20 protein-coding genes are annotated in these 20465 nt (G+C 58.5%); 10 read left to right on the plus strand and 10 right to left on the minus strand.

The window, feature by feature from the left end:
- The first annotated feature begins 120 nt into the window (after positions 1-120).
- Positions 121-1029, plus strand: a complete 909-nt coding sequence (locus AC2TDJ_RS03865) for an AAA family ATPase (protein ID WP_480839414.1) — start codon at positions 121-123, stop codon at positions 1027-1029.
- 58 nt (positions 1030-1087) lie between these two features.
- A complete protein-coding gene (locus AC2TDJ_RS03870; protein WP_480839416.1) occupies positions 1088-2344 on the plus strand; it encodes a vWA domain-containing protein in 1257 nt (418 codons plus the stop codon).
- 3 nt (positions 2345-2347) lie between these two features.
- Here AC2TDJ_RS03870 and AC2TDJ_RS03875 read toward each other — a convergent pair whose 3' ends face one another.
- Complete coding sequence (locus tag AC2TDJ_RS03875; RefSeq protein ID WP_480839418.1) at positions 2348-2848, minus strand: hypothetical protein; 501 nt, start codon at positions 2846-2848, stop codon at positions 2348-2350.
- Between the two features lie 206 nt (positions 2849-3054).
- Here AC2TDJ_RS03875 and AC2TDJ_RS03880 point away from each other — a divergent pair, with 206 nt between their 5' ends.
- The 5 genes from AC2TDJ_RS03880 to AC2TDJ_RS03900 all read left to right on the plus strand — a co-directional run bounded on the left by AC2TDJ_RS03880 (position 3055) and on the right by AC2TDJ_RS03900 (position 8988).
- Positions 3055-4023 (plus strand): XdhC family protein, encoded by a 969-nt coding sequence (locus AC2TDJ_RS03880; protein WP_480839420.1) that lies wholly within the window; start codon positions 3055-3057, stop codon positions 4021-4023.
- Positions 4020-5021 (plus strand): molybdopterin-binding protein, encoded by a 1002-nt coding sequence (locus tag AC2TDJ_RS03885; protein ID WP_480839422.1) that lies wholly within the window; start codon positions 4020-4022, stop codon positions 5019-5021. The genes AC2TDJ_RS03880 and AC2TDJ_RS03885 overlap by 4 nt, the downstream gene beginning before the upstream one ends.
- Before the next feature lie 153 nt (positions 5022-5174).
- The gene (locus AC2TDJ_RS03890; RefSeq protein WP_480839424.1) at positions 5175-5660 is read left to right on the plus strand and encodes a (2Fe-2S)-binding protein; all 486 of its coding nucleotides are present in this window, start codon (positions 5175-5177) and stop codon (positions 5658-5660) included.
- Positions 5661-5740: 80 nt separating this feature from the next.
- Entirely contained in the window at positions 5741-8101 is a 2361-nt protein-coding gene (locus tag AC2TDJ_RS03895; RefSeq protein ID WP_480839426.1) for a xanthine dehydrogenase family protein molybdopterin-binding subunit, read from the plus strand.
- A gap of 95 nt (positions 8102-8196) precedes the next feature.
- Positions 8197-8988 carry an FAD binding domain-containing protein gene (locus AC2TDJ_RS03900; protein WP_480839428.1) on the plus strand — a complete coding sequence of 264 codons (792 nt, stop codon included), beginning with the start codon at positions 8197-8199 and terminating at the stop codon, positions 8986-8988.
- Between the two features lie 46 nt (positions 8989-9034).
- Here the strand turns inward: AC2TDJ_RS03900 and AC2TDJ_RS03905 are convergent, their stop codons facing one another.
- A complete protein-coding gene (locus AC2TDJ_RS03905) occupies positions 9035-9934 on the minus strand; it encodes a MurR/RpiR family transcriptional regulator (RefSeq protein WP_480839430.1) in 900 nt (299 codons plus the stop codon).
- 64 nt (positions 9935-9998) lie between these two features.
- Here AC2TDJ_RS03905 and AC2TDJ_RS03910 point away from each other — a divergent pair, with 64 nt between their 5' ends.
- Positions 9999-10796, plus strand: coding sequence for a beta-keto acid cleavage family enzyme (locus tag AC2TDJ_RS03910; RefSeq protein ID WP_480839432.1), 798 nt, complete (start codon positions 9999-10001; stop codon positions 10794-10796).
- Positions 10793-12115, plus strand: a complete 1323-nt coding sequence (locus tag AC2TDJ_RS03915) for an aspartate aminotransferase family protein (RefSeq protein WP_480839434.1) — start codon at positions 10793-10795, stop codon at positions 12113-12115. The genes AC2TDJ_RS03910 and AC2TDJ_RS03915 overlap by 4 nt, the downstream gene beginning before the upstream one ends.
- A 15-nt stretch (positions 12116-12130) precedes the next feature.
- Here the strand turns inward: AC2TDJ_RS03915 and AC2TDJ_RS03920 are convergent, their stop codons facing one another.
- From AC2TDJ_RS03920 to AC2TDJ_RS03950, 7 genes are all read right to left on the minus strand, one after another.
- On the minus strand, positions 12131-13240 hold the full coding sequence (locus AC2TDJ_RS03920; RefSeq protein ID WP_480839436.1) for an aromatic ring-hydroxylating oxygenase subunit alpha: 1110 nt from the start codon (positions 13238-13240) through the stop codon (positions 12131-12133).
- A 240-nt stretch (positions 13241-13480) separates the two neighbouring features.
- Positions 13481-14071, minus strand: coding sequence for a translation initiation factor IF-3 (infC, locus tag AC2TDJ_RS03925; RefSeq protein ID WP_480840218.1), 591 nt, complete (start codon positions 14069-14071; stop codon positions 13481-13483).
- A 115-nt stretch (positions 14072-14186) separates the two neighbouring features.
- On the minus strand, positions 14187-15020 hold the full coding sequence (locus tag AC2TDJ_RS03930; protein WP_480840220.1) for a ferredoxin--NADP reductase: 834 nt from the start codon (positions 15018-15020) through the stop codon (positions 14187-14189).
- A gap of 108 nt (positions 15021-15128) precedes the next feature.
- Positions 15129-15536, minus strand: coding sequence for a DUF934 domain-containing protein (locus AC2TDJ_RS03935; RefSeq protein WP_480839438.1), 408 nt, complete (start codon positions 15534-15536; stop codon positions 15129-15131).
- Positions 15533-16294: a phosphoadenylyl-sulfate reductase gene (locus AC2TDJ_RS03940; RefSeq protein ID WP_480839440.1), complete on the minus strand. Its 762-nt coding sequence runs from the start codon at positions 16292-16294 to the stop codon at positions 15533-15535. Before AC2TDJ_RS03940 ends, AC2TDJ_RS03935 begins: the two co-directional genes overlap by 4 nt.
- A complete protein-coding gene (locus AC2TDJ_RS03945) occupies positions 16284-17948 on the minus strand; it encodes a nitrite/sulfite reductase (protein WP_480839442.1) in 1665 nt (554 codons plus the stop codon). Before AC2TDJ_RS03945 ends, AC2TDJ_RS03940 begins: the two co-directional genes overlap by 11 nt.
- A 65-nt stretch (positions 17949-18013) precedes the next feature.
- A complete protein-coding gene (locus AC2TDJ_RS03950; RefSeq protein ID WP_480839444.1) occupies positions 18014-18328 on the minus strand; it encodes a DUF2849 domain-containing protein in 315 nt (104 codons plus the stop codon).
- 274 nt (positions 18329-18602) lie between these two features.
- Between AC2TDJ_RS03950 and AC2TDJ_RS03955 the strand changes: the two genes are divergently transcribed.
- The gene (locus AC2TDJ_RS03955) at positions 18603-19082 is read left to right on the plus strand and encodes an Lrp/AsnC family transcriptional regulator (RefSeq protein ID WP_480839446.1); all 480 of its coding nucleotides are present in this window, start codon (positions 18603-18605) and stop codon (positions 19080-19082) included.
- Positions 19083-19237: 155 nt separating this feature from the next.
- Here AC2TDJ_RS03955 and AC2TDJ_RS03960 read toward each other — a convergent pair whose 3' ends face one another.
- Positions 19238-20419 (minus strand): cytochrome P450, encoded by a 1182-nt coding sequence (locus tag AC2TDJ_RS03960; RefSeq protein ID WP_480839448.1) that lies wholly within the window; start codon positions 20417-20419, stop codon positions 19238-19240.
- Between the last annotated feature and the right edge of the window lie 46 nt (positions 20420-20465).

Genomic DNA, 20465 nt, shown 5'->3' on the forward strand with positions numbered 1-20465 from the left:
AAGGCCCTCAATCGGTGAAAGACCCTTGCCAAGGCCGGGGATCGTCGTAAATCCGCCAAAGATCATGGTCTTGACGCGCGCCCGTTGCCATGACCTGTTGTGGCGAGGGAGAGATTGAACATGACGCAACCGAATTCCATTGATGCCGTTCAGCAAATGCTCGGGGGCCAGGGTTATGTCTGCGGTCGGGCGCTGGCCACGGTTGTGTTTCTGTCACTGAAATTGGGCCGCCCTTTATTTCTTGAAGGTGAGGCAGGTGTGGGCAAGACGGAAATTGCCAAAGCCCTCGCTGCAGGGTTGGGGCGGCGTCTTATCCGGTTGCAATGCTATGAAGGCCTGGATGCGTCTTCGGCGGTGTATGAATGGAACTTTCCGGCGCAAATGGTTGCCATCCGCACTGCCGAAGCATCGGGCGGGGCTGACCGAGATGCTTTGCAGACCGAGCTCTTTTCAGACGACTACCTGATCGAGCGTCCGCTGCTGCAAGCCATGCGTCCGGATGGAAACGGTGCCCCCGTGCTGTTGATCGACGAACTGGACCGGACCGACGAACCCTTCGAGGCCTTCCTTCTCGAGGCGCTCAGCGATTTTCAGGTCACTATCCCCGAACTCGGCACCGTAAAGGCACCTGAACCTCCCGTCGTGATCGTCACCTCGAACCGCACGCGCGAAGTGCACGATGCCTTGAAGCGGCGCTGCCTGTATCACTGGGTCGACTATCCCGATTTCGACCGGGAAATCGAAATTCTGCACGCCCGCGCGCCCGAGGCCGCCGAGGCACTTAGCCGGGAAGTCGTGGCCTTTGTTCAACGCCTGCGAACCGAAGACCTGTTCAAGAAACCGGGTGTCGCCGAGACGATCGACTGGGCTAAATGCCTGTTGGCGCTGGATGTCATCAATCTGAGCCCCGAGGTGATCGGCGATACGCTGGGCGCAATTCTGAAGTACCAGGACGATATCCAGAAATTGCAGGGATCCGAGGCGAAACGAATCCTCGATCAGGCCAAGGCCGATCTCGAACCTGCCTGATGCTTCATCTTTTCTCAAATACTCCGGGGGTATGGGGGCAGCGCCCCCATGAATTCTGATGTCCGAACAGCTTCCGATGGATATCCCCGACAACCCCCGGCTGGTGCAAAACATCACACATTTCGCGCGAGCGCTGCGAAAGGCGGGGCTGCCTATCGGTACGGGTCGCGTAGTTGACGCCATCCGCGCCGTTCAGGCTGCGGGTTTCACCGAAAAGCGCGATTTCTACTGGACACTTCACGCCTGCTTCGTGAGCCGACCGGAACATCGCACTGTCTTTGGGCAGGTCTTCCGTCTCTACTGGCGGGATCCGCGCTATCTGGAACACATGATGTCCATGATGTTGCCCGCCATTCGGGGCGTGCAGGAAGAGCGCAAAGCGGACGCAGCAGAGAAACGAGCGGCAGAAGCACTGCTGGACGGCGTCGAGCGCGATCTGTCGGAAACGGTCGGGCAGGAAGCAGAAAGCGAAATCGAAATCGACGCGACACAGACCGCGTCCTCTGAGGAACGCCTGCGCAGCCTCGATTTCGAACAGATGAGCACGTCCGAGATTGCTCAGGCCAAACGGGTGCTCGCGCGTTTGACCCTTCCCGTGAAACCCATCGAGTCGCGCCGGGGACAGGCCAGCCATCTGGGTCATCGTATCGACCGGGCCCGAACCCTGCGGGCCGCCATGCGTCACGGCGGAGAATTGCGGGACATCGCCCGTCTTCAACCCAAACCACGCTGGCCCAATCTGGTGGCGCTCTGCGATATTTCAGGGTCGATGAGCCAGTACAGTCGGATCATTCTGCACTTTCTGCACACGGTCTCGAACGCAAAAGGGGCCGGCTGGGCCAGGGTGCATGCTTTTACCTTTGGCACCCGTCTGACCAATATCACGCGTCACCTGCATCAACGGGACGTTGATGCCGCCCTGGCTGCGGCAGGTTCAGAAGCGCAAGACTGGGAAGGCGGTACGCGGATCGGCGAGTGCCTGCACCAGTTCAATCGCGACTGGTCAAGGCGTGTCATGGGGCAGGGAGCGGTGGTGCTTCTGATCACCGATGGGCTGGAACGTGGCGATCCGAACTTGCTTGAAAAAGAGATCGAGCGCCTGCACTTGTCGTCGCGGCGCCTGATCTGGTTGAACCCGCTGCTGCGATGGGACGGGTTTGCTCCCAAGGCCCAAGGTGTGGCGACCATGTTGCCTCATGTCGACAGCTTCCGGGCCGGGCATTCAATTGCGTCGCTCGAGGATCTGGCCGCTGTAATCTCTCGAACCGACGATCAGGGGCAGAAAGCGCGGCTGATGACCACGCTTTCCGATTAAATGTTATGACAACTGCTCTTCGTTGCACTTGCGGGCCATTTCCATGGCCTTGTACGTGCCGGTCAAATCAACAGTAAACGCGAACTCTTTTTCGGGGAATACGATCATGACTTTCTTCTTGGCGATGTCGTCAGCGAACTGGGGATCGTCCGACAGGACATAGCCGCCCGAGTAACCCTTGGTAATATTCCCCCTCATTCCAGTGGCTTCGCCGACATAGATGTTGTCACCCAATAGGATGGCGACGGCTTCCTTTTCACCGCGTTTGATATCGGTCTTGGCTTTGGTGAAAACGCCCACATAGCCGACGCCGCGATCTTCCGTCAGCCCCATCTGGACGACGTTTTCGGCATCATCTACCGCTTCGATCAGGCAGGATTTCTTGTCCTGATCAATAAAGACCTTCCAACCCTCAACCTCTCCATACTTCAGAAATGTGTCAGCCCAACCAGCGGTCGCAGCCAGCAAGCCGACGGCGGTTCCCAGTGTAAGAATGCGTTTCAACTCTTTGTCTCCTGTGTGAAATGTGCAGGGGCGCATCAGGGTCCAGCCCCGATGTGTCTGCACGCTAGAACCTGTCGCAAGGACAATCAACAATTTGCGAATATGATCGGAAAATCGGCTTGTTAGCGCCGGAAATTGAACACTCATCATGCTTTTCATTATGCCAAAGCTCCCTATGTTGGAACGGGAACTGACCGGAGGTCGCCATGGAACGATTCGACAACAGCCCGGAAACCGCCCTGAACTGGTATCGCGCCGGCAAAGGTGCGGCCCTTGCAACGGTTGTCGAGACATGGGGCAGCGCTCCGCGTCGCGTTGGATCGCAGTTGGTGATCGGCGCAGACGGGCGGATCGAGGGGTCGGTCTCTGGCGGTTGCGTTGAAGGCGCCGTGATTGTCGAAGCGTTGGAAGCCATAGAAGAGGGCGAGGCGCGCCTGCTGGAATTCGGGGTCAGTGACGAAGATGCATTTGCCGTAGGACTGGCTTGTGGCGGTACGATCAGAGTTCTGGTCGAACCGATCGGATCCGTGTTGCCCGAGGCGATGTTGGCCGATCTGGTATCGGCCCGGACCAATCGTGAACCGCTGGCATACGAAGTCAATGTCGAGACGGGTCATCGCGCATTGCGCCGCAACGCATATGCCGAGCGGTTGAGGATGGACCGATCCGGGTTCGAACCGGACGGCCAGACATTTGTCGCTGTGCACAATCCGCCCTTGCGGTTGATTGTGGTCGGCGCGGTTCACATCGCGCAAGCCCTTGTACCCATGGCGCGGATTGCAGGGTATGATCCGTCGATAGTCGACCCACGTGAAGCTTTTGCCTCAAGCGCCCGTTTTCCGGGGGAAAAGATACTGACCGACTGGCCGGATGAGGCGGTGGCAAAGCTGGGACTGGATGCCCGCACGGCGCTTGTTTTGCTGACCCATGATCCGAAACTGGACGATCCGGCACTGGAGGCCGCATTGCAGGCCGGAGTGTTTTACATCGGCGCTTTGGGTTCGACCCGTACTCACGCCAAACGGGTTGATCGCATGACGCAGGCCGGTTTCACAGCCGATCAGATCGCCAGGATACACGGTCCCATTGGTCTGGACATTGGTGCAGCCGACCCTGCCGAGATCGCCGTGGCCATTCTGGCGCAGATGACAGCCGTTCTGCGGGGCAAGGCGTGAAGTTCGGCCCTGTTCCGGTGTCTGATGCCGCTGGCGCCATTCTGGCGCATTCGGTCAAGGCAGGGGATCGCAAACTGCGCAAGGGGATTACGCTGACCCCTCAGCACGTCACGCTATTGCAGGAGGCGGGTCAAACAGACGTGACCGTTGCCCGGCTGGAGCCCGGAGATTGCCACGAGAATGATGCCGCGCGAATGCTGGCAGAGGCGCTTGTGCCGGACCCGAAACAAGCGAACCTGCGGGCGACCGAGGCCTTTACCGGGCGTGTAAATTTGCTGGCAGAGGGACCGGGTATTGCCGTGCTGGATACGCAAGCACTGGAACGGTTCAATCTGGTCAATCCGATGATCACGGTTGCGACCGTCCCTCAGTATCAGCAGATGAACAGCGGCGGCATGGTGGCCACGATCAAGGTCATCTCGTACGCTGTACCCGGTGCAGACGTTTTGCACGCTGCCCGGCTGGCACAAGGGGCCATTCGTCTGGCTGTTCCGGTGCACAGAACGGCGGGCCTGATCGTGACGGATATTCCGGGCGGTCCATCCAACGATAAAGGCATCGCATCGATCCGGGGGCGGGTCGAGGCGCTTGGTATGGAACTCACAGATTTGGAGATCGTTCCACATACCTTGGACGCACTTTCGACTGCCGTATCGCAAGTCGGCGGAGAGGTCGTGATGATCCTGACCGGCTCGGCAACGTCTGACGAGAACGACGTGGCGCCCGGTGCCGTCCGGGCAGCCGGGGGCATCGTCGACCGGTTCGGTATGCCCGTCGATCCCGGTAACCTGTTGTTTTTGGGGGCTTTGGATGATCGACCTGTTATTGGGTTGCCGGGGTGTGCGCGCTCTCCAGCGCTGAACGGGGCTGACTGGGTGCTGTCCCGGGTGGCGTGCGGGATCGAAACAACGGGCGCGGACATTGCCGCAATGGGGGTTGGCGGATTGCTCAAGGAAATCCCGACCAGACCGCAACCACGCGGGGCCAGGCACAAGTGACGTAACGGCATTTTTGCCCTTTTACACCCATGCCTCATCATTATTGGATTGCAGTGCGAAGCTGCGGAAAATTCGGGAAAAATTTTAGTTCTCAAACGAAAACTCCCGTGTTTAACTCGGGCCCAAGGAAAAACACAAAATTGGGAGGATCTCATGACACAGGTCTCAATGACCGTGAACGGAAAATCCGTGAGCGGTGATGTCGAAGGCCGGACATTGCTGTCCAGCTTTCTGCGTGATCACCTGTCGCTGACCGGCACACATGTGGGCTGTGACACTGCGCAATGTGGCGCCTGCGTGGTGCATGTGAACGGTGAGGCCGTGAAATCGTGCAATATGCTTGCGCTTGAAGCAGAAGGTGCCGAAGTTGGGACGATTGAAGGTCAGGCGAATGCCGACGGCTCTCTGAATGTCATCCAGCAGGCATTTCAGGATCATCACGGCCTGCAATGCGGTTTCTGTACGCCGGGCATGGTGATGAGCGCGGCGGCGCTGCTCAAGGACAACCCGCGGCCGACCGAGGCCGAGATCCGCAAGTATCTTGAGGGCAACCTGTGCCGTTGCACCGGCTACCACAACATCGTCAAGGCGATCATGGCCGCATCCGGTCAGGACGTGAGCCGCATCGCTGCCGAATGATGCCACTGCGGGCGTGAGGAATACGCCCGTGGACAAGTGAGGGTGCGCAGTCGCACCCGTTTATGGGAGGAGAACAAGCAATGCCCAAAGACAGTGGCATCGGAGCCAGTTCCAAGCGGCGCGAGGACGTACGCTTTCTAACCGGAGCGGGCAATTACACCGACGACATTAACGTACGTGGTCAGGCTTACGTACATTTCCTGCGGTCCGACATAGCGCATGGTCGGATCAAATCCGTAGACACTTCGGCAGCCGAGGGTATGCCCGGCGTGGTCAAGGTTTTCACCGGCAAGGATTTCGAAGGCGTGGGTGGGATGCCCTGCGGCTGGGAAGTGACCGACAAGCACGGCGCGCCGATGCAGGAGCCGCCGCACCCGATTCTGGCGCAAGGCAAGGTCCGCCATGTGGGTGACCCGATTGCTGCCGTTGTCGCCGACAGTCTGGAGCAAGCCCGTGACGCGGCTGAAGCGATCGACGTGGATATCGAAGAACTGACACCGGTTCTTGATATGAAAGCGGCCGCGCAGGACGGCGCGACGCTGGTTCATGACGATCTGAAGAACAACATCTGTTATGACTGGCAACTGGGCGAGGCTGATGACGCAAAGGTCAATGAGGTCTTTGCCAATGCAGCCCATGTGACCACTTTGGATCTTGTTAACAACCGCCTGGTCGCCAACCCGATGGAGCCGCGGGTCGCCGTGGCCGAGCACAACCGCGGCACGGATGAGTATACGCTCTACACCACTTCACAGAATCCGCATGTGATCCGCCTGCTGATGTGCGCCTTTGTTCTGGGCCTGCCCGAGCACAAGGTGCGTGTGGTGGCCCCGGATGTGGGCGGCGGCTTTGGTACCAAGATCTTCCACTATGCCGAAGAGGCATTCTGTACCTTCGCCGCCAAGGCCTGCAACCGTCCGGTCAAATGGACCGCCAGCCGGTCCGAGGCGTTCATGTCGGATGCGCAGGGTCGCGACCATGTCAGTAAAATTGAGCTGGCGTTGGATTCCGATAATAACTTCATAGGGTTGCGCACCGATACTTATGCAAACCTGGGCGCATATCTTTCGACCTTCTCCAGCTCGGTTCCGACCTGGCTGCACGGAACTTTGATGGCGGGCAATTACAAGACGCCGGTCATTCAGGTGAATGTGAAAGCGATGTTCACCAACACGGTGCCGGTGGACGCCTATCGCGGCGCGGGCCGCCCCGAGGCGACGTTCCAGTTGGAGCGTGTGATTGACAAGGCCGCGCGCGAACTGGGTGTCGATCCGATTGCGCTGCGCCGTCAGAACTTCATCACCGAGTTCCCGTATGACACACCTGTGGCGCTGACCTACGACACCGGTAACTATCACGGTACGATGGACAAGCTCGAGGCCGCTGCCGACATTGCTGGCTTTGCCGCGCGACGTGCGGCAAGCGAGGCCAACGGCAAGCTGCGCGGTCTTGGCATCAACTGCTATATCGAAGCTTGCGGTATCGCGCCCTCGAACATCGTGGGTATGCTGGGGGCTCGCGCGGGACTTTATGATGCGGCAACGGTGCGAGTGAACGCCACCGGCTCGATCAGCGTGATGGTGGGTGCGCACAGCCATGGGCAAGGGCACGAGACCGCCTTCCCGCAGGTTGTGGCCGACATGATCGGCATCGATGAATCGATGGTCGAGATTGTGCATGGTGACACCTCGAAGATCCCGTTCGGTATGGGCACCTATGGCTCTCGCTCACTGGCCGTTTGTGGCTCGGCCATGGTCAAGGCGACCGAGAAGGTGATCGAGAAGGCCAAGCGGATCGCGGCGCATCTGTTGGAAGCTTCCGAGGCGGACATAGAGCTGAAGGATGGCCAGTTCACTGTCGCGGGCACTGATAAATCGGTGGCTTGGGGCGATGTGACCCTGACGGCTTACGTGCCGCACAACTATCCGCTGGAAGTGGAACCCGGCCTGGAGGAGACCGCATTCTACGACCCAGCCAACTTCACCTTTCCGGCAGGTGCGTATGCCTGTGAGGTCGAGGTCGACCCTGAAACCGGACAGGTAAGCATCGAGGCTTTCACCGCTGCGGATGACTTTGGCAACATCGTCAACCCGATGATCGTGGACGGTCAGGTCCATGGCGGCATCGGTCAGGGGATTGGGCAGGCGCTGCTGGAAAACTGCGCCTATGACGAGAACGGTCAGCTGTTGAGCGCATCCTTCATGGACTACGCGATGCCGCGTGCGGACGATGTGCCGTTCTATGGTGTCGACCATTCCAGCCAGACACCCTGCACGCACAACCCGTTGGGCGTGAAGGGCTGTGGTGAGGCCGGTGCGATTGGCTCTCCGCCTGCCGTGGTCAATGCGGTGCTGGATGCGCTGAATTCGGCCGGCAAGGCAGTGGATCATATCGACATGCCGGTGAGCCCGTCGCGCGTCTGGGCAGCGATGCATGGTTGAGTGGAGAGGGCGGACCGGGGGCCAGCCCCCGGACCCCCGGGATATTTTTAGCCAGATGAAGGGCGGATCCGCGTCTTTCGGAAAGGATAAGCGAAATGTACAGTTTCGAGTTTGAGAAACCCTCGACCATCGCCGACGCGGTTGCCGCGTTGGGGGCAGAGGATGCGCAGGTATTGGGCGGCGGACAGACTCTGATCCCGACGCTGAAGCAGCGCTTGGCAGCGCCGTCAAAGCTGGTGTCGGTGAGTGGAATTGCCGAGATGCAGGGCGTTTGCATTGAGGATGATGGCTCGGTCGCCATCGGCGGGGCCACGACCCATGCCACTGTGGCAGCTGAGGCAGCCAGCAGTTATCCCGCGCTGGCGGCTCTGGCCGGGCAGATCGGCGACCCTGCGGTTCGCAATCGCGGCACAATTGGCGGTTCGGTTGCCAACAACGATCCCGCCGCCTGTTATCCGGCAGGCGTTTTGGGGTCTGGTGCAACGGTCATCACCAACGCGCGTCAAATCGCAGCGGACGACTTCTTTCAGGGCATGTTCACAACTGCTCTGGACGAGGGTGAGGTCATAACCTCGGTCCGCTTTCCGGTGCCCCAGGCGGCCAACTACCAGAAATTTCTGCAACCGGCTTCGCGATTTGCGCTGGTCGGTGTGTTTCTGGCCCGGTTCGCCGACGGGGTCCGTGTGGCCGTTACCGGCGCCAGTGAGGACGGTGTCTTTCGCTGGAGCGAGGCCGAGGAAGCGCTGAACAAGGAGTTCCGCACAGATGCATTGATGGATCTCAGGGTCAATCCGATGAACATGATTGCCGATCTCCATGGCAGCAAGGAATACCGGGCGCATCTTGTGGGTGTCATGACCAGGCGAGCGGTGGAAGCCTGCCTGTAAGCCGTAAAAATCAATGGAAGGACCGTGACATAAATCGCGGTCTTTTCTATTTTTTTCGCAGCTTGGGCAGGGTCGATGGCCGCCAGTAGGCACCGGTATCTTCCCGAGCCTTCTGGTATTGATCGACCCGCTGGCGTGCTGCGTCACCCCCCTCAGAAAAGAGATGCCCAAGCAGGCATTCCAAAACGGCCATCGCGCCCGAGAAGCTTGAGAATTGGTGCAAGGTTCGCGTGCTGACCGGCAGCGTGACATCCGGCGCAACACCCGGTGCGATTACGTCACTGTCCGACAAAAGGACAATGCGCAGTCCGCGCTCGCGGGCAAAGCGCATCGCCTGGATCGTATCGGCGGAATATGGTTGGACGGTTATGGCAAACAGGCAGTCTTCTACGCTACTCTCGATCAGATCATCAATAGCCGACCCCATGTGGCGCGGCACCAATTGAAAACCGGGATGCGCCATGCGACCTGCGTAATGGAAATAGTAGGCCAAGGCATAGCTGGCACGTGTCGCCGTTACAAAGCACCGCTGGGCCGAGACCATGTGTTTGACTGCAAGTTCGGCCAAGCGAGGGTCCATCAAGCGCAGGGAGCGTGAAACAACGTTCAGTTCATTCCGGGCAAACCCGGCTTGTGCGGCGCTGAAGGCATCGCCTTTGCTCATCCTTTCCAGCCAATCGTGACCCATCCTGTCTTCGCGATCGGTCACAAGGGTTTGGCGGAAGGGGCGGCGGAATTCCTCGAAGCTGTCATATCCCAAGCGTTGCGCAAGGCGGATCAGAACGTTTGAACTGACGCCGATCCGTTCGGCGGTTGTGCGGATCGGGTTCAGGCCGAAATCAGCCGGGTGGTCGATGACGTATTTGGCTGCTAGCTGCATCTGTTTTGGCAAAACCTCAATATCGCGGCGCAGTCGGTTGATCAGATGAGACGATGAGTGTTGCATGAGAGAATAAAAACAAATGTTTCCAAGAGATGGAATTGAAAACATCCAGCCGCAGGTTAGGTCGATGTCAAACGTCACAGGTGGAGCCAGGTCAGACGACATGAAAACCGGAACAGCGTTTCCTTACATACTGGTCGCGCCGAACGGAGCGCGGCGCGGGCATGCGGATCACGCAGCCCTTCCCGTCGCAACGGACGAAATCGTCAAAACCGCCAAGGCTTGCCATACCGCCGGAGCTGACGGGGTGCATTTGCACATTCGGGACAAGGACGGACAGCATACGCTGGACGCCGGACAATACCGAGAGACGATTGCCGAATTGCAGCAGGTCGTGCCACAGATGGACGTTCAGATTACGACAGAATCAGCGGGCCAATTCGGCGTTCAGGCGCAATATGATTGCCTCTGCGGCGTTCAGCCCAACTGGGCGTCGATATCTGTACGAGAAATCGCGCGTGACCCCGACCTATCCGCGCAGGTTTATGCAGTGTGCAGGGATCAGGGCATACGTGTGCAGCACATTCTGTACGATGCCGCTGACGCGGAATTGTTGACGCGCTGGCAAGTTGAAGGTGTTGTTCACCCAGACCAGTCTGATCGGCTGCTGGTTTTGGGGCGCTACACGACAGGCCAACAGTCCAAACCTGAAGATCTGGATGTGTTTCCCGACTATCAATCCCCGTGGATGGTTTGTGCTTTTGGCGCACAGGAACACGCGTGCCTCGCCAAAGCCGCGCTGCGCAGAGGAGACGTCCGCGTTGGCTTTGAGAACAGTCTGACTGGCCCCGATGGTGCGCCGTGGGCAGATAATGCCGCCTCGGTTGCGGCACTTGTGGAATTGCTGAAAGGGACGTTGAAATGAGTCATGTCTTCCCCCGCCATACCAAATCTGTCCTGCCTGTCGCGGCAGGAGGGGATGGTTGTTACCTGATTGATGCTCAGGGCAAACGATATCTGGACTGTGGCGACGCTGCTGTGTCCTGCCTGGGCCATTCCAACCCGGCAGTGATCAAGGCGGTTCAGGATCAGGTCGGACAAATTGCATTTGCGCATACGGGGTTCATGACTTCGGAACCGGCCGAGGCGCTGGCCGATCTGTTGATTGAACACGCGCCGGGCGACCTGGACCGGGTTTACTTCGTTTCCGGCGGGTCCGAGGCAACCGAGGCTGCGATCAAGCTGGCCCGGCAATACTTCCTTGAGATCGGTCAGCCGAAGCGGCGCCATGTAATTGCCCGCCGACAGAGTTATCACGGCAATACTTTGGGTGCCCTATCGGCTGGTGGCAACGCATGGCGGCGGGCGCAGTTTGCTCCGATGCTGATCGAGATGACCCACATTGCGCCCTGCTACGAATATGCGGAAAAGCCTGCGGGCGAGAGCAGCTATAACTATGGTCAGCGTGTCGCCAACGAGTTGGAGGTCGAAATCCTTCGACTTGGCTCCGACTCAGTTATGGCATTCATGGCCGAACCGGTGGTGGGCGCCACGCTGGGTGCTGTTCCAGCTGTGGAAGGGTATTTCAAACGCATCCGAGAAATCTGTGACAAATACGGGGTGCTTCTGATCCTGGACGAAGTTATGTGCGGAATGGGCCGGACAGGGCATTTGTTTGCCTGTGACCACGACGATATTGCGCCAGATATTCTGTGCATCGCCAAAGGGCTGGGTGCCGGTTATCAACCGATTGGCGCGATGTTGTGCACCAGGCAGATTTACGATGCGATCCGGGATGGTTCCGGCTTTTTTCAGCACGGCCACACCTATATCGGGCACCCGGTGGCGACGGCTGCCGCACTCGCTGTTGTGCAGGAGCTGACAACGCGTGGCTTGCCTGCGCGTGCCGGTACTATGGGTAAAAAATTGCAGTCCGCTCTGGAAAGCGCTTTTGGCCAACACCCGAATATCGGTGACATTCGGGGCCGGGGTTTGTTCCGAGGGCTGGAATTGGTCGCTGACCGCGAAACCCGTACCCCGTTTGACCCCGCCTTGGGTATTGCAGGGAAGATAAAGAAAGCCGCTGTTGCCGAAGGTCTGATCTGTTATCCGATGTCCGGGACACGGGATGGCAGGTACGGGGATCACATCCTGCTTGCCCCTCCATTCATCATTAAAGAAGCGCAGATCGAAGAGCTGGTCTCAAAACTGACCAAGGCAATCGAGGTGTCACTGCCGGAGTGATCCTGGGGATAACGATCAGGGGGCGGTTATCTCCATCGCCCTCTGGTACAGTGCATTGAATGCCATGATCGGGTGTTCCGACTGAGACGAACAGGCGTCGTCAACCACCAGGGCGCCATACCCCAACGCACCGCTTTCCAACCCGCGTTGGACCGAGTCCACGATCGGGCCGTCTTCGGCGAAGGTCGTAGTGCGGTGCTGTAGAATAATTTCGCGTTCCACCGCGTTTGGTTCGGCCTCGGGCAGCCACCAGTCGACCTCGATCTTGGTTGTGTTCACGCTGAGCGGCTTCCAGCGATAGGTGTTCACGATACCGCCGGGATAGACCTGCAACGCGAACAAAGGAAAAAACCACCAGGTCAGAAATTTGTCTGTACGCGCCTCGGGATCAGCAACATAGCTGTATGACTTCTGAGAGTCCGGTCGGGCAGGGCTGGCATGGCGGATACCATAGTCAAAGCCGCGCGTTTGGTATTGATCGGGGTCGACGACGCCGGTCGTCAAAGTCTTATGGACTACGGCACAGTGGTAGCATTCGTTGAAATTTTCGGCGACGACCTTCCAGTTCGCACGCGCCAGGCGTTCGGTACGGTCTGCCCGCTTGTATCTGGGCAGATTGGGCGCGTATTCGGAAATTTCATTCAACGCACATTTGGCCAGATCGGCCAGCGCGCGCGCGTTTGGATCGAGGTTTACCAGAACCAACCCGAAGAACACTTCGACCCGGACGGTGCGGAGTTTGTATTGGTTCTTGTCGAACCCCGGAAACGCCGATGCGTTCGGAGCCGCGCGCAGTTGGCCGGTCGTATCATAGGTCCAGGCATGGTAGGGGCAGGTCATTTTCTTGGCACAGCCTTTGCCGGTCAACAACTCGTGGCCGCGATGAACGCAGACATTGTAGAAGGCGCGTATGACGTCGTCCTGCCCGCGGATCACGATGACCGAGATGCCGCTGATATCTTCGACTACATAATCGCCGGTATTCGGAAGATCGGTTACATGGCCGACCAGCTGCCACGAACGGCGGAAGATCAGCTCGTGTTCTTGTGCGAAATTGGCCTCATCACAATAGGCCCGCGCCGGAAGCGATTGATACACGCCGCCAGAAAATGACATCTCACCCATTGCGGTCTCCTGTTTCAGGTTGCACGAGTTTGAAACAAAAGCAGATCAGCGTCTTTCCGCTTTGCGCCAGCGCGTCGTCGAAATCAGAGCGTCTGAATTCGACATGCCGTCGCTTTCAGGCATCCTGCATCTGGTGACTGAACCAAGGGGATGCAAATCGCGGGTATTGAAATCTTGGTGAACAAAAAAACCCTGCCAGAGCATCTCTGACAGGGTTCGAATTTGGGGAATAGTTCGGCCTTACTTTTGCGGCAGCGGGCCGATCATCATGACCATCTGGCGGCCTTCCATCTTCGGCATATTCTCGACCTTGCCGATTTCCTGAACGTCTTCGGCCACCCGTTCCAGCAGTTCACGACCCAGATTTTGGTGGGCCATCTCGCGGCCACGAAACCGCAGGGTGACTTTCACTTTGTCGCCCTTTTCAAGAAACTTGACGACGTTCTTCATTTTGACGTCATAGTCATGCGTGTCGGTGTTGGGCCGGAACTTGACCTCTTTCACCTCGATGACTTTTTGTTTCTTGCGCGCTTCGCTTTCGCGTTTTTGTTGTTCGTACTTGTATTTGCCAAAGTCCATGATCTTGCAGACGGGCGGGTTCGCGTTCGGCGAAATCTCGACCAGATCGAGACCGGCATCTGCGGCAAGTTGCATGGCTTTGGCAGGATGAACCACCCCGACGTTTTCACCTTCGGCGCCGATCAGGCGAATTTCGGGGGCACGGATCTTTTCATTGACGCGCGGGCCGGTATCTCTCTGAGGCGGCGCGTTGTGAGGTCTGCGGGCTATGGGTTCATTCCTTTGATGGTTGAAGAATTTCGAGCCCGGAATTTAGACCGCCACGCACGGCGTTTCAAGCGGCATAAGCGAGAGCCTGCACGAAAATCTTGGGTTTTGTCAGGAGTTTTTGCCGACCGGGCCTTCGGAGGCCCGGCCAAAAACCGGATCAGCCGACAAAGGCTTTTTCGATCACGAACTCTTTGGGTTCGGAATTTGCACCTTCGCGTAGGCCGAATTCTTCGAGGATCGCCTTGATGTCGTGGTTGAAGGCAAGGCTGCCGCAGACCATTGCGCGATCTGTTTCCGGCTTGATGCCGCCTTCGATTCCCAGATCGGCAAAGACGGTGCCGTCTTTCAGCAGATTGGTGATCCGGCCCATCTTGGGGCTCTCTTCCCGGGTAGTGGTCGGGTAATAGCGGATCTTGTCAGCGAACCCTTCTCCGATCAGTTCGGCCAGCAGTTCGTCCTGACGGATGTTTTCAATCAACTGGCGGCCATATTCCAGCTCGGCCACGTCGCGGCAGGTGTGCGTGATTATGACCTCGTCATAATCCTCATAGGTCTGCGGTTCACGCAACAGCGAGGCGAAGGGGGCAAATCCGGTGCCGGTGGCAAAGAACCAGATGCGCTTTCCGGGCAGCAGCGCGTCATGGACCAGCGTACCGACGGGTTTGGGGCGCAGGATGATCTGATCACCGGGCTGGATATGCTGCAGTTTCGAGGTCAGTGGACCGTCCTGCACCTTGATCGAATAAAACTCCAGCTCTTCGTCCCAGGACGGCGAGGCGATGGAATAGGCACGCAGCAGCGGCTTGCCGTTGTCACCCAGCAGGCCGATCATCACGAACTCGCCCGAACGGAACCGCAGCGACGCCGGGCGCGACACCTTGAACGAGAACAGGCGGTCGGTCCAGTGCTTGACCTCGGTCACAGTCTGGGCGTCGGGCAGAACGGGGGCCTTCACGGCGGTGGCTTCGGTCACGGATTTCATCTCTGTCATCGTTTCACTATCGGTCTGCTTAACCGACATCTCCGTTTAATCTTTGATCCAAGTCAGGAAAAGGGGACAGATTGCCCCCTTGGTGTTGCAAACAGGCTTTGCGCGGTCCTAACCGCGCAGGCGGGCCTGATAGTTGTTATCCTGCCAATTGGCACGGGCCAGCCACTGATCCTCGGGCTGACGGTCGGCCAGGCTGTGGTCGATTTCGACCTCGTCAAATCCGCTGCGGCGCGCCATGGCATATTGGTCGGCCAGAACATGACCCTTGGCACGCAGACGGCCGGAATAGCCTTTCAGGCGCAGCGTGCGTGCGATTGTAAAGCCGCGCCCATCCGCGAAAGATGGAAAATCGACCCTGACCATTCTTGCACAGCCCAAACGGTCAAACAGTTCGTCCGGGTCCGTGTCCGAAGTTACGTCCAATGCAACCACGTCATTCGCCGCGTCTTCCAAGGTGACAAACCCATCGGTCCAGTCATCGGGGGCGAAGCCTTCATCCGTTACGATTACGTTCATGTTCTCTCTCCGGCGCGCACCATCTTGCCGTCGACAAAATGAATACCGCATTCTTCCTTGTTCTGGTCACGCCAGCGCCCGGCGCGTGGGTCTTCGCCCTCTTTGACCGGTGATGTGCAGGGCGCACAACCGATCGAGGGGTATCCTTTGGCCACCAGCGGATGCCGGGGCAGGTTGTTTTCGTCCATATAGGCGCGCACGTCCTCGGGCGCCCAATGGGCCAGCGGGTTGACCTTGATCCTGCCGGTGCCATCCTCGACCTCGAAGAAATCGAGCGCTGCGCGCGTACCGGACTGGAACCGTTTGCGTCCGGTAATCCAGCCATCGAAGCCCATCAACGCTTTTTGCAGCGGGAAGGTCTTGCGCAGGTTGCAGCACGCATCCGCATCACGCAGGCGCAACGCGCCATATGGATCCTCGCGTTGAATGTCCTCATCCTCGGCCCGAATGATGCGAACATTGGTCAGGCCCAAACGCTCGCTGACCTCCTGCTGATACTCAAGCGTTTCGGTGAACAGCATCTGAGTGTCAACAAACAGCACCGGCGTTGCCTTGTTCACAACCGCCGCCATATGCAGCAGCACGACGGATTCCGCGCCAAAGCTGGAGACCAAGGCAAGCTCGTCGATCTCCTCGATGGCGCCATGCATCACGTCATGCGCGCTGTGATGTCGGAACCGGGCGTTCAGCTCCTGAACCCGTTCGGTCAGTTCGCGTCTTTCCCGGCCCAGTTCCGTCTGGATCAGGTCAAGCGGCATTGGCACGCGCCTCGGGGTAGAGAGCAGCCTTGAACGGCGCCATGCCAACCCGGCGGTATGTTTCGAGGAAGGTCTCCTCGGCGCTTTCCCTTTGTTCCAAATACGTTTCCACGATGCGCTCGACCGCTGGCACGATCTCGTCATAGGCAAAGCCCGGACCGGTGCGGTCACCGATGGCGGCCATTTCGGTGCCGTCGCCACCCAGAGTGATCTGGTAGTTTTCGACGCCCGCGCGATCCAGGCCCAGGATGCCGATATGACCGACATGGTGGTGACCACATGCGTTGATGCAGCCCGAGATCTTGATCTTCAGGTGACCGATATCGTGCTCCAGCTTCAGCTCGTCAAAACGGGTCGCAATCTGCTGGGCAACCGGGATCGAACGAGCCGTGGCCAGCGCGCAGTAATCCATGCCGGGGCAGGCGATGATGTCGCTGATCAGGCCGATATTGGCGGTCGCCAATTCGTGTTCCTTCAGCTTCGCATGGATCGCGGGCAGGTCCGACTTGTGGACATGCGGCAGGATCACGTTCTGCTCATGGCTGATGCGCAGCTCGTCATAGGCGAACTCTTCGGCCAGATCGGCCATCACGCGCATCTGTTCGGCAGTCGCATCCCCCGGCGTCTGGCCGTGCTTCTTGATCGAGATCGTCACGATTGCGTGGTCCGCGTTCTTGTGCGGCGCGATGTTGGTATCGACCCACGAACGGAAGACCGGATCGTTGGTGTAGGCGCTTTCGAATGACGCAACCGAACCCTCACGGAAGGACGGAGGCGCAAAGTGGCCCTTGATCTCTTCCAGCAGGTTCATGTCGGCACCTTTGAACTGCGGGCGAACCTGCAGGAAGCGCTCATTGACCTTGGCACGGATGGTGTCGATACCATTCTCGTGCACGGTGATCTTGATGCGCGCCTTGTACTTGTTGTCGCGGCGGCCGATTTGGTTCCACACGGACACAGTGGCTTCCAGATACGCCAGCAGGTCGTCAAAGGCGACGAATTCGGACAGTTCCTTGCCGATCATCGGTGTACGGCCCAGGCCGCCACCCACAATAACGCGGGCGCCCAGAACGCCGTCACGTTCGACCAGTTGCAGGCCGATATCGTGTGCTTTGATCACGGCGCGGTCATTTTCCGAGCCGGTGATGGCGATCTTGAACTTGCGCGGCATGAACTGGAATTCGGGATGGTCGGTCGACCACTGGCGCAGCAGTTCGGCATAGGGGCGCGGATCGGCGACCTCATCCGCGGCAGCACCTGCGAAATGGTCAGCGGTCACGTTGCGGATGGTGTTGCCCGAGGTCTGGATGGCGTGCATGCCGACCTCGGCCAGCGCGTCCAGCATATCCGGCACGTCTTTCAGTTTCGGCCAGTTGTACTGGATGTTCTGGCGGGTGGTGAAGTGGCCATAACCCTTGTCCCACTTCTCGGCCAGCAGGGCCAGCTGGCGCATCTGCGCGCTGGACAGCGTGCCATAGGGGATGGCGACCCGCAACATGTAGGCGTGCAACTGCAGGTACAGACCATTCATCAGGCGCAGGGGTTTGAATTCATCCTCGGTCAGCGAGCCGTCAATACGGCGCTCGACCTGCGCGCGGAACTGCGCGTTACGTTCTGCCAAAAATGCTGTGTCGAACTCGGAGTAGCGATACATGATTAGCTGTCCTTAGTTGCAGCCCCGAACCTAGGGGCCTTGAAGGGGAGAGAGAGGGCCAGAGGTCAGGCCCGGGGCTGCGGGGAAGTTTCCTGTTTGCCGTGGGCATAGTTGGACGGACCAGTCCGGCGGAAGTCTTCCCGGAAATGCGTGGGCTCGGGGCCATTGTCGCCGGCGACAGCGTCGGCCAGATAGGCACCGACGATCTTGTTCGCCTGACGCTCGGCATCCAGCAAGCGAACCTGTGCGTGGGCTTCGTCGGTGATCAGCTCGGCCTCGGACAGCTCGCGCGACCAACGATCGTCTTCGGTCAGGTAGATAACGTCGCCTTCCAACAGGTCGTTGGCAGTAACCACTTTGGGCGTAAATGCGCGGGCCATCAGGCGTGCTCCTTCTTCAACTCAATGACAACCGACCCCGGCGTGGGCTTTCTGTTCGCGGCATCGCAAAACAGACCGGTAGAGCCGAAATAGGCGAGGCAGTTTCGCGAACGTTTCAGAATGGGCGGCATCTGTTTGCACCGGGGTTGTTTGACTTAACCGGCAATATAGGAAATATTCCTGGTTCAGCGCTATATTGCGAAGCAAATAAGAACGTATGTTCGGATTGGCGGTAATCCGGGAACATCAGTTCCAAATTGAGGGAAATATTGGGATGGCAGTGCGAATAGACGAAACAGATCGGAAAATTCTGGCCGAGCTGCAACGCGACGCCAGTCAATCCCTGGACGAAATAGCGGCAAGAGTTGGGAGTTCCAAGACACCGGTCTGGAATCGCATCCGCAAGCTCAAGGGTGCCGGAGTCATAGGACAGCAGACTGTTCTACTGGATGCCGAAGCGCTGGGATTCGAGGCGACCTTTTTTGTTCTGATCCGTACTTCGGAACACGAAGCGGAGTGGCAGCGAAAGTTTCTCAAAGCGTTGCGTGACCAACCGGAAGTTCAGGAAGCGCATAGGTTAGCAGGGGATATCGACTATATCCTGAAAGTACGTGTGAAGAACGCGCGCGCCTACGATTCCTTCTATCAGACGCTGATCTCGGAAGTGCGCGTACACAACGTGACCGCCTTGTTGTCGATGGAAGAGATCAAATCGACAACGATGTTGCCGCTGAACGCGCTGAAGGAAGGGTGAGCGCGGTCGATGGGGGCTTTGCCCCCGCCGCCCGTGACGGGCGGCTCCCCCAGGATATTTTTGGCCAGATGAACGTGGGATCCGGAATTATTGCGGCGATAGCGTATGAGCTCCGAAGCTTTTGGCGATCATACGCAAGATTTTTCGGGCAGGTGTCAGGTTTTGACCATTAGTTTCGTTAAGCCGTGAAAGTGGTAGCTGTCTGCGTAGACCGGGTCGCCCGCCAGCCGCAGGTTCGGGCATCGTTCAAAAAGGATCGATAGCCCAATTCGCATTTCCAGGCGGGCGAGGGGGGCGCCGACGCAGAAATGTACACCTCCGCCAAAGCTTGAGTTTGTCACGATGTCCCGCCCCGGATCGAACGCGTTTGGGTTGTCCCAGACCGCGGGATCACGGTTCGCGGCGCCAAGCAGCAGCGCGATCTTGTCGCCTCGGGCAAAATGATGACCGAACAGGGTCATATCTTCGTAGGCGAAACGTTGGAACAAATGCAGAGGCGGGTCGTAGCGCAGTATTTCTTCGATTGTACTGTCGATGGCATCCGGCTTCAGAACATCACGTGAAGAGTGGGTCTCCAGCAGGGTTTTCACGCCATTGCCCAAGGAATGGACAGTCGCTTCGTGACCGGCATTCAGCAGCAATACGCAGGTTGAGATCAGCTCTTCTTTAGAGAGTTTTTCTCCGTCTTCCTCTGCCGCGATCAATCGCGTAATCAGGTCGTCGCGTGGGTCAGATCGGCGCTGCCGGATGTATTCTGTCAGGAACACGGTAAACGCCTGGGAGGCTTGTGCGGCCTCATCTTCGATCTGGCGGTTTCGGCCAGCCTGATACATTGCCACCATGGCGTGGGACCACCGTAACAAATCAGGCGCTTTTTCCTCTGGAACACCCAGCAAGCGGCAGATGGTGACGACCGGGATCGGCGTGCAATACGTTTCCAGCAGGTCGAAGGGTTCGTCAGGGAAATCGTCTATCAAGGCGTGGCACAGGCTTTCGATCGTGGGAGCAAGTGCCGAGATTGCGCGTGATGTGAACGCGCGTAGCACCAATGCGCGCAAGCGGGTGTGCCGGGGCGGTTCGGCTTCGAGCAGTGAATGCGCTTCGATGGCGAGCCAGGGCGCAAGGTGCTTCGGTTCGTCGGAACCCATTTCAACTGGGCGCTCGGTTCCAAATCGACGATCCCGAAAAATGTCCTGAACCGCCTTGTGGGATACGGCGGCGGGCATGCCGTAATCCTCCCAGAACACGAGATCCCCGGCCTTACGAGCGGTGTCATAAAACGGGTAGGGGTTTTGCACGAAATCAGGTTCGGTGGGGGATTGGAATAACGTCTTCATAGGCGGCAGACTTGCCATGAGGCGCGCTGAATGCAAGACCCTAGGT

Source organism: Ruegeria sp. HKCCD6647-2 (assembly GCF_057221075.1).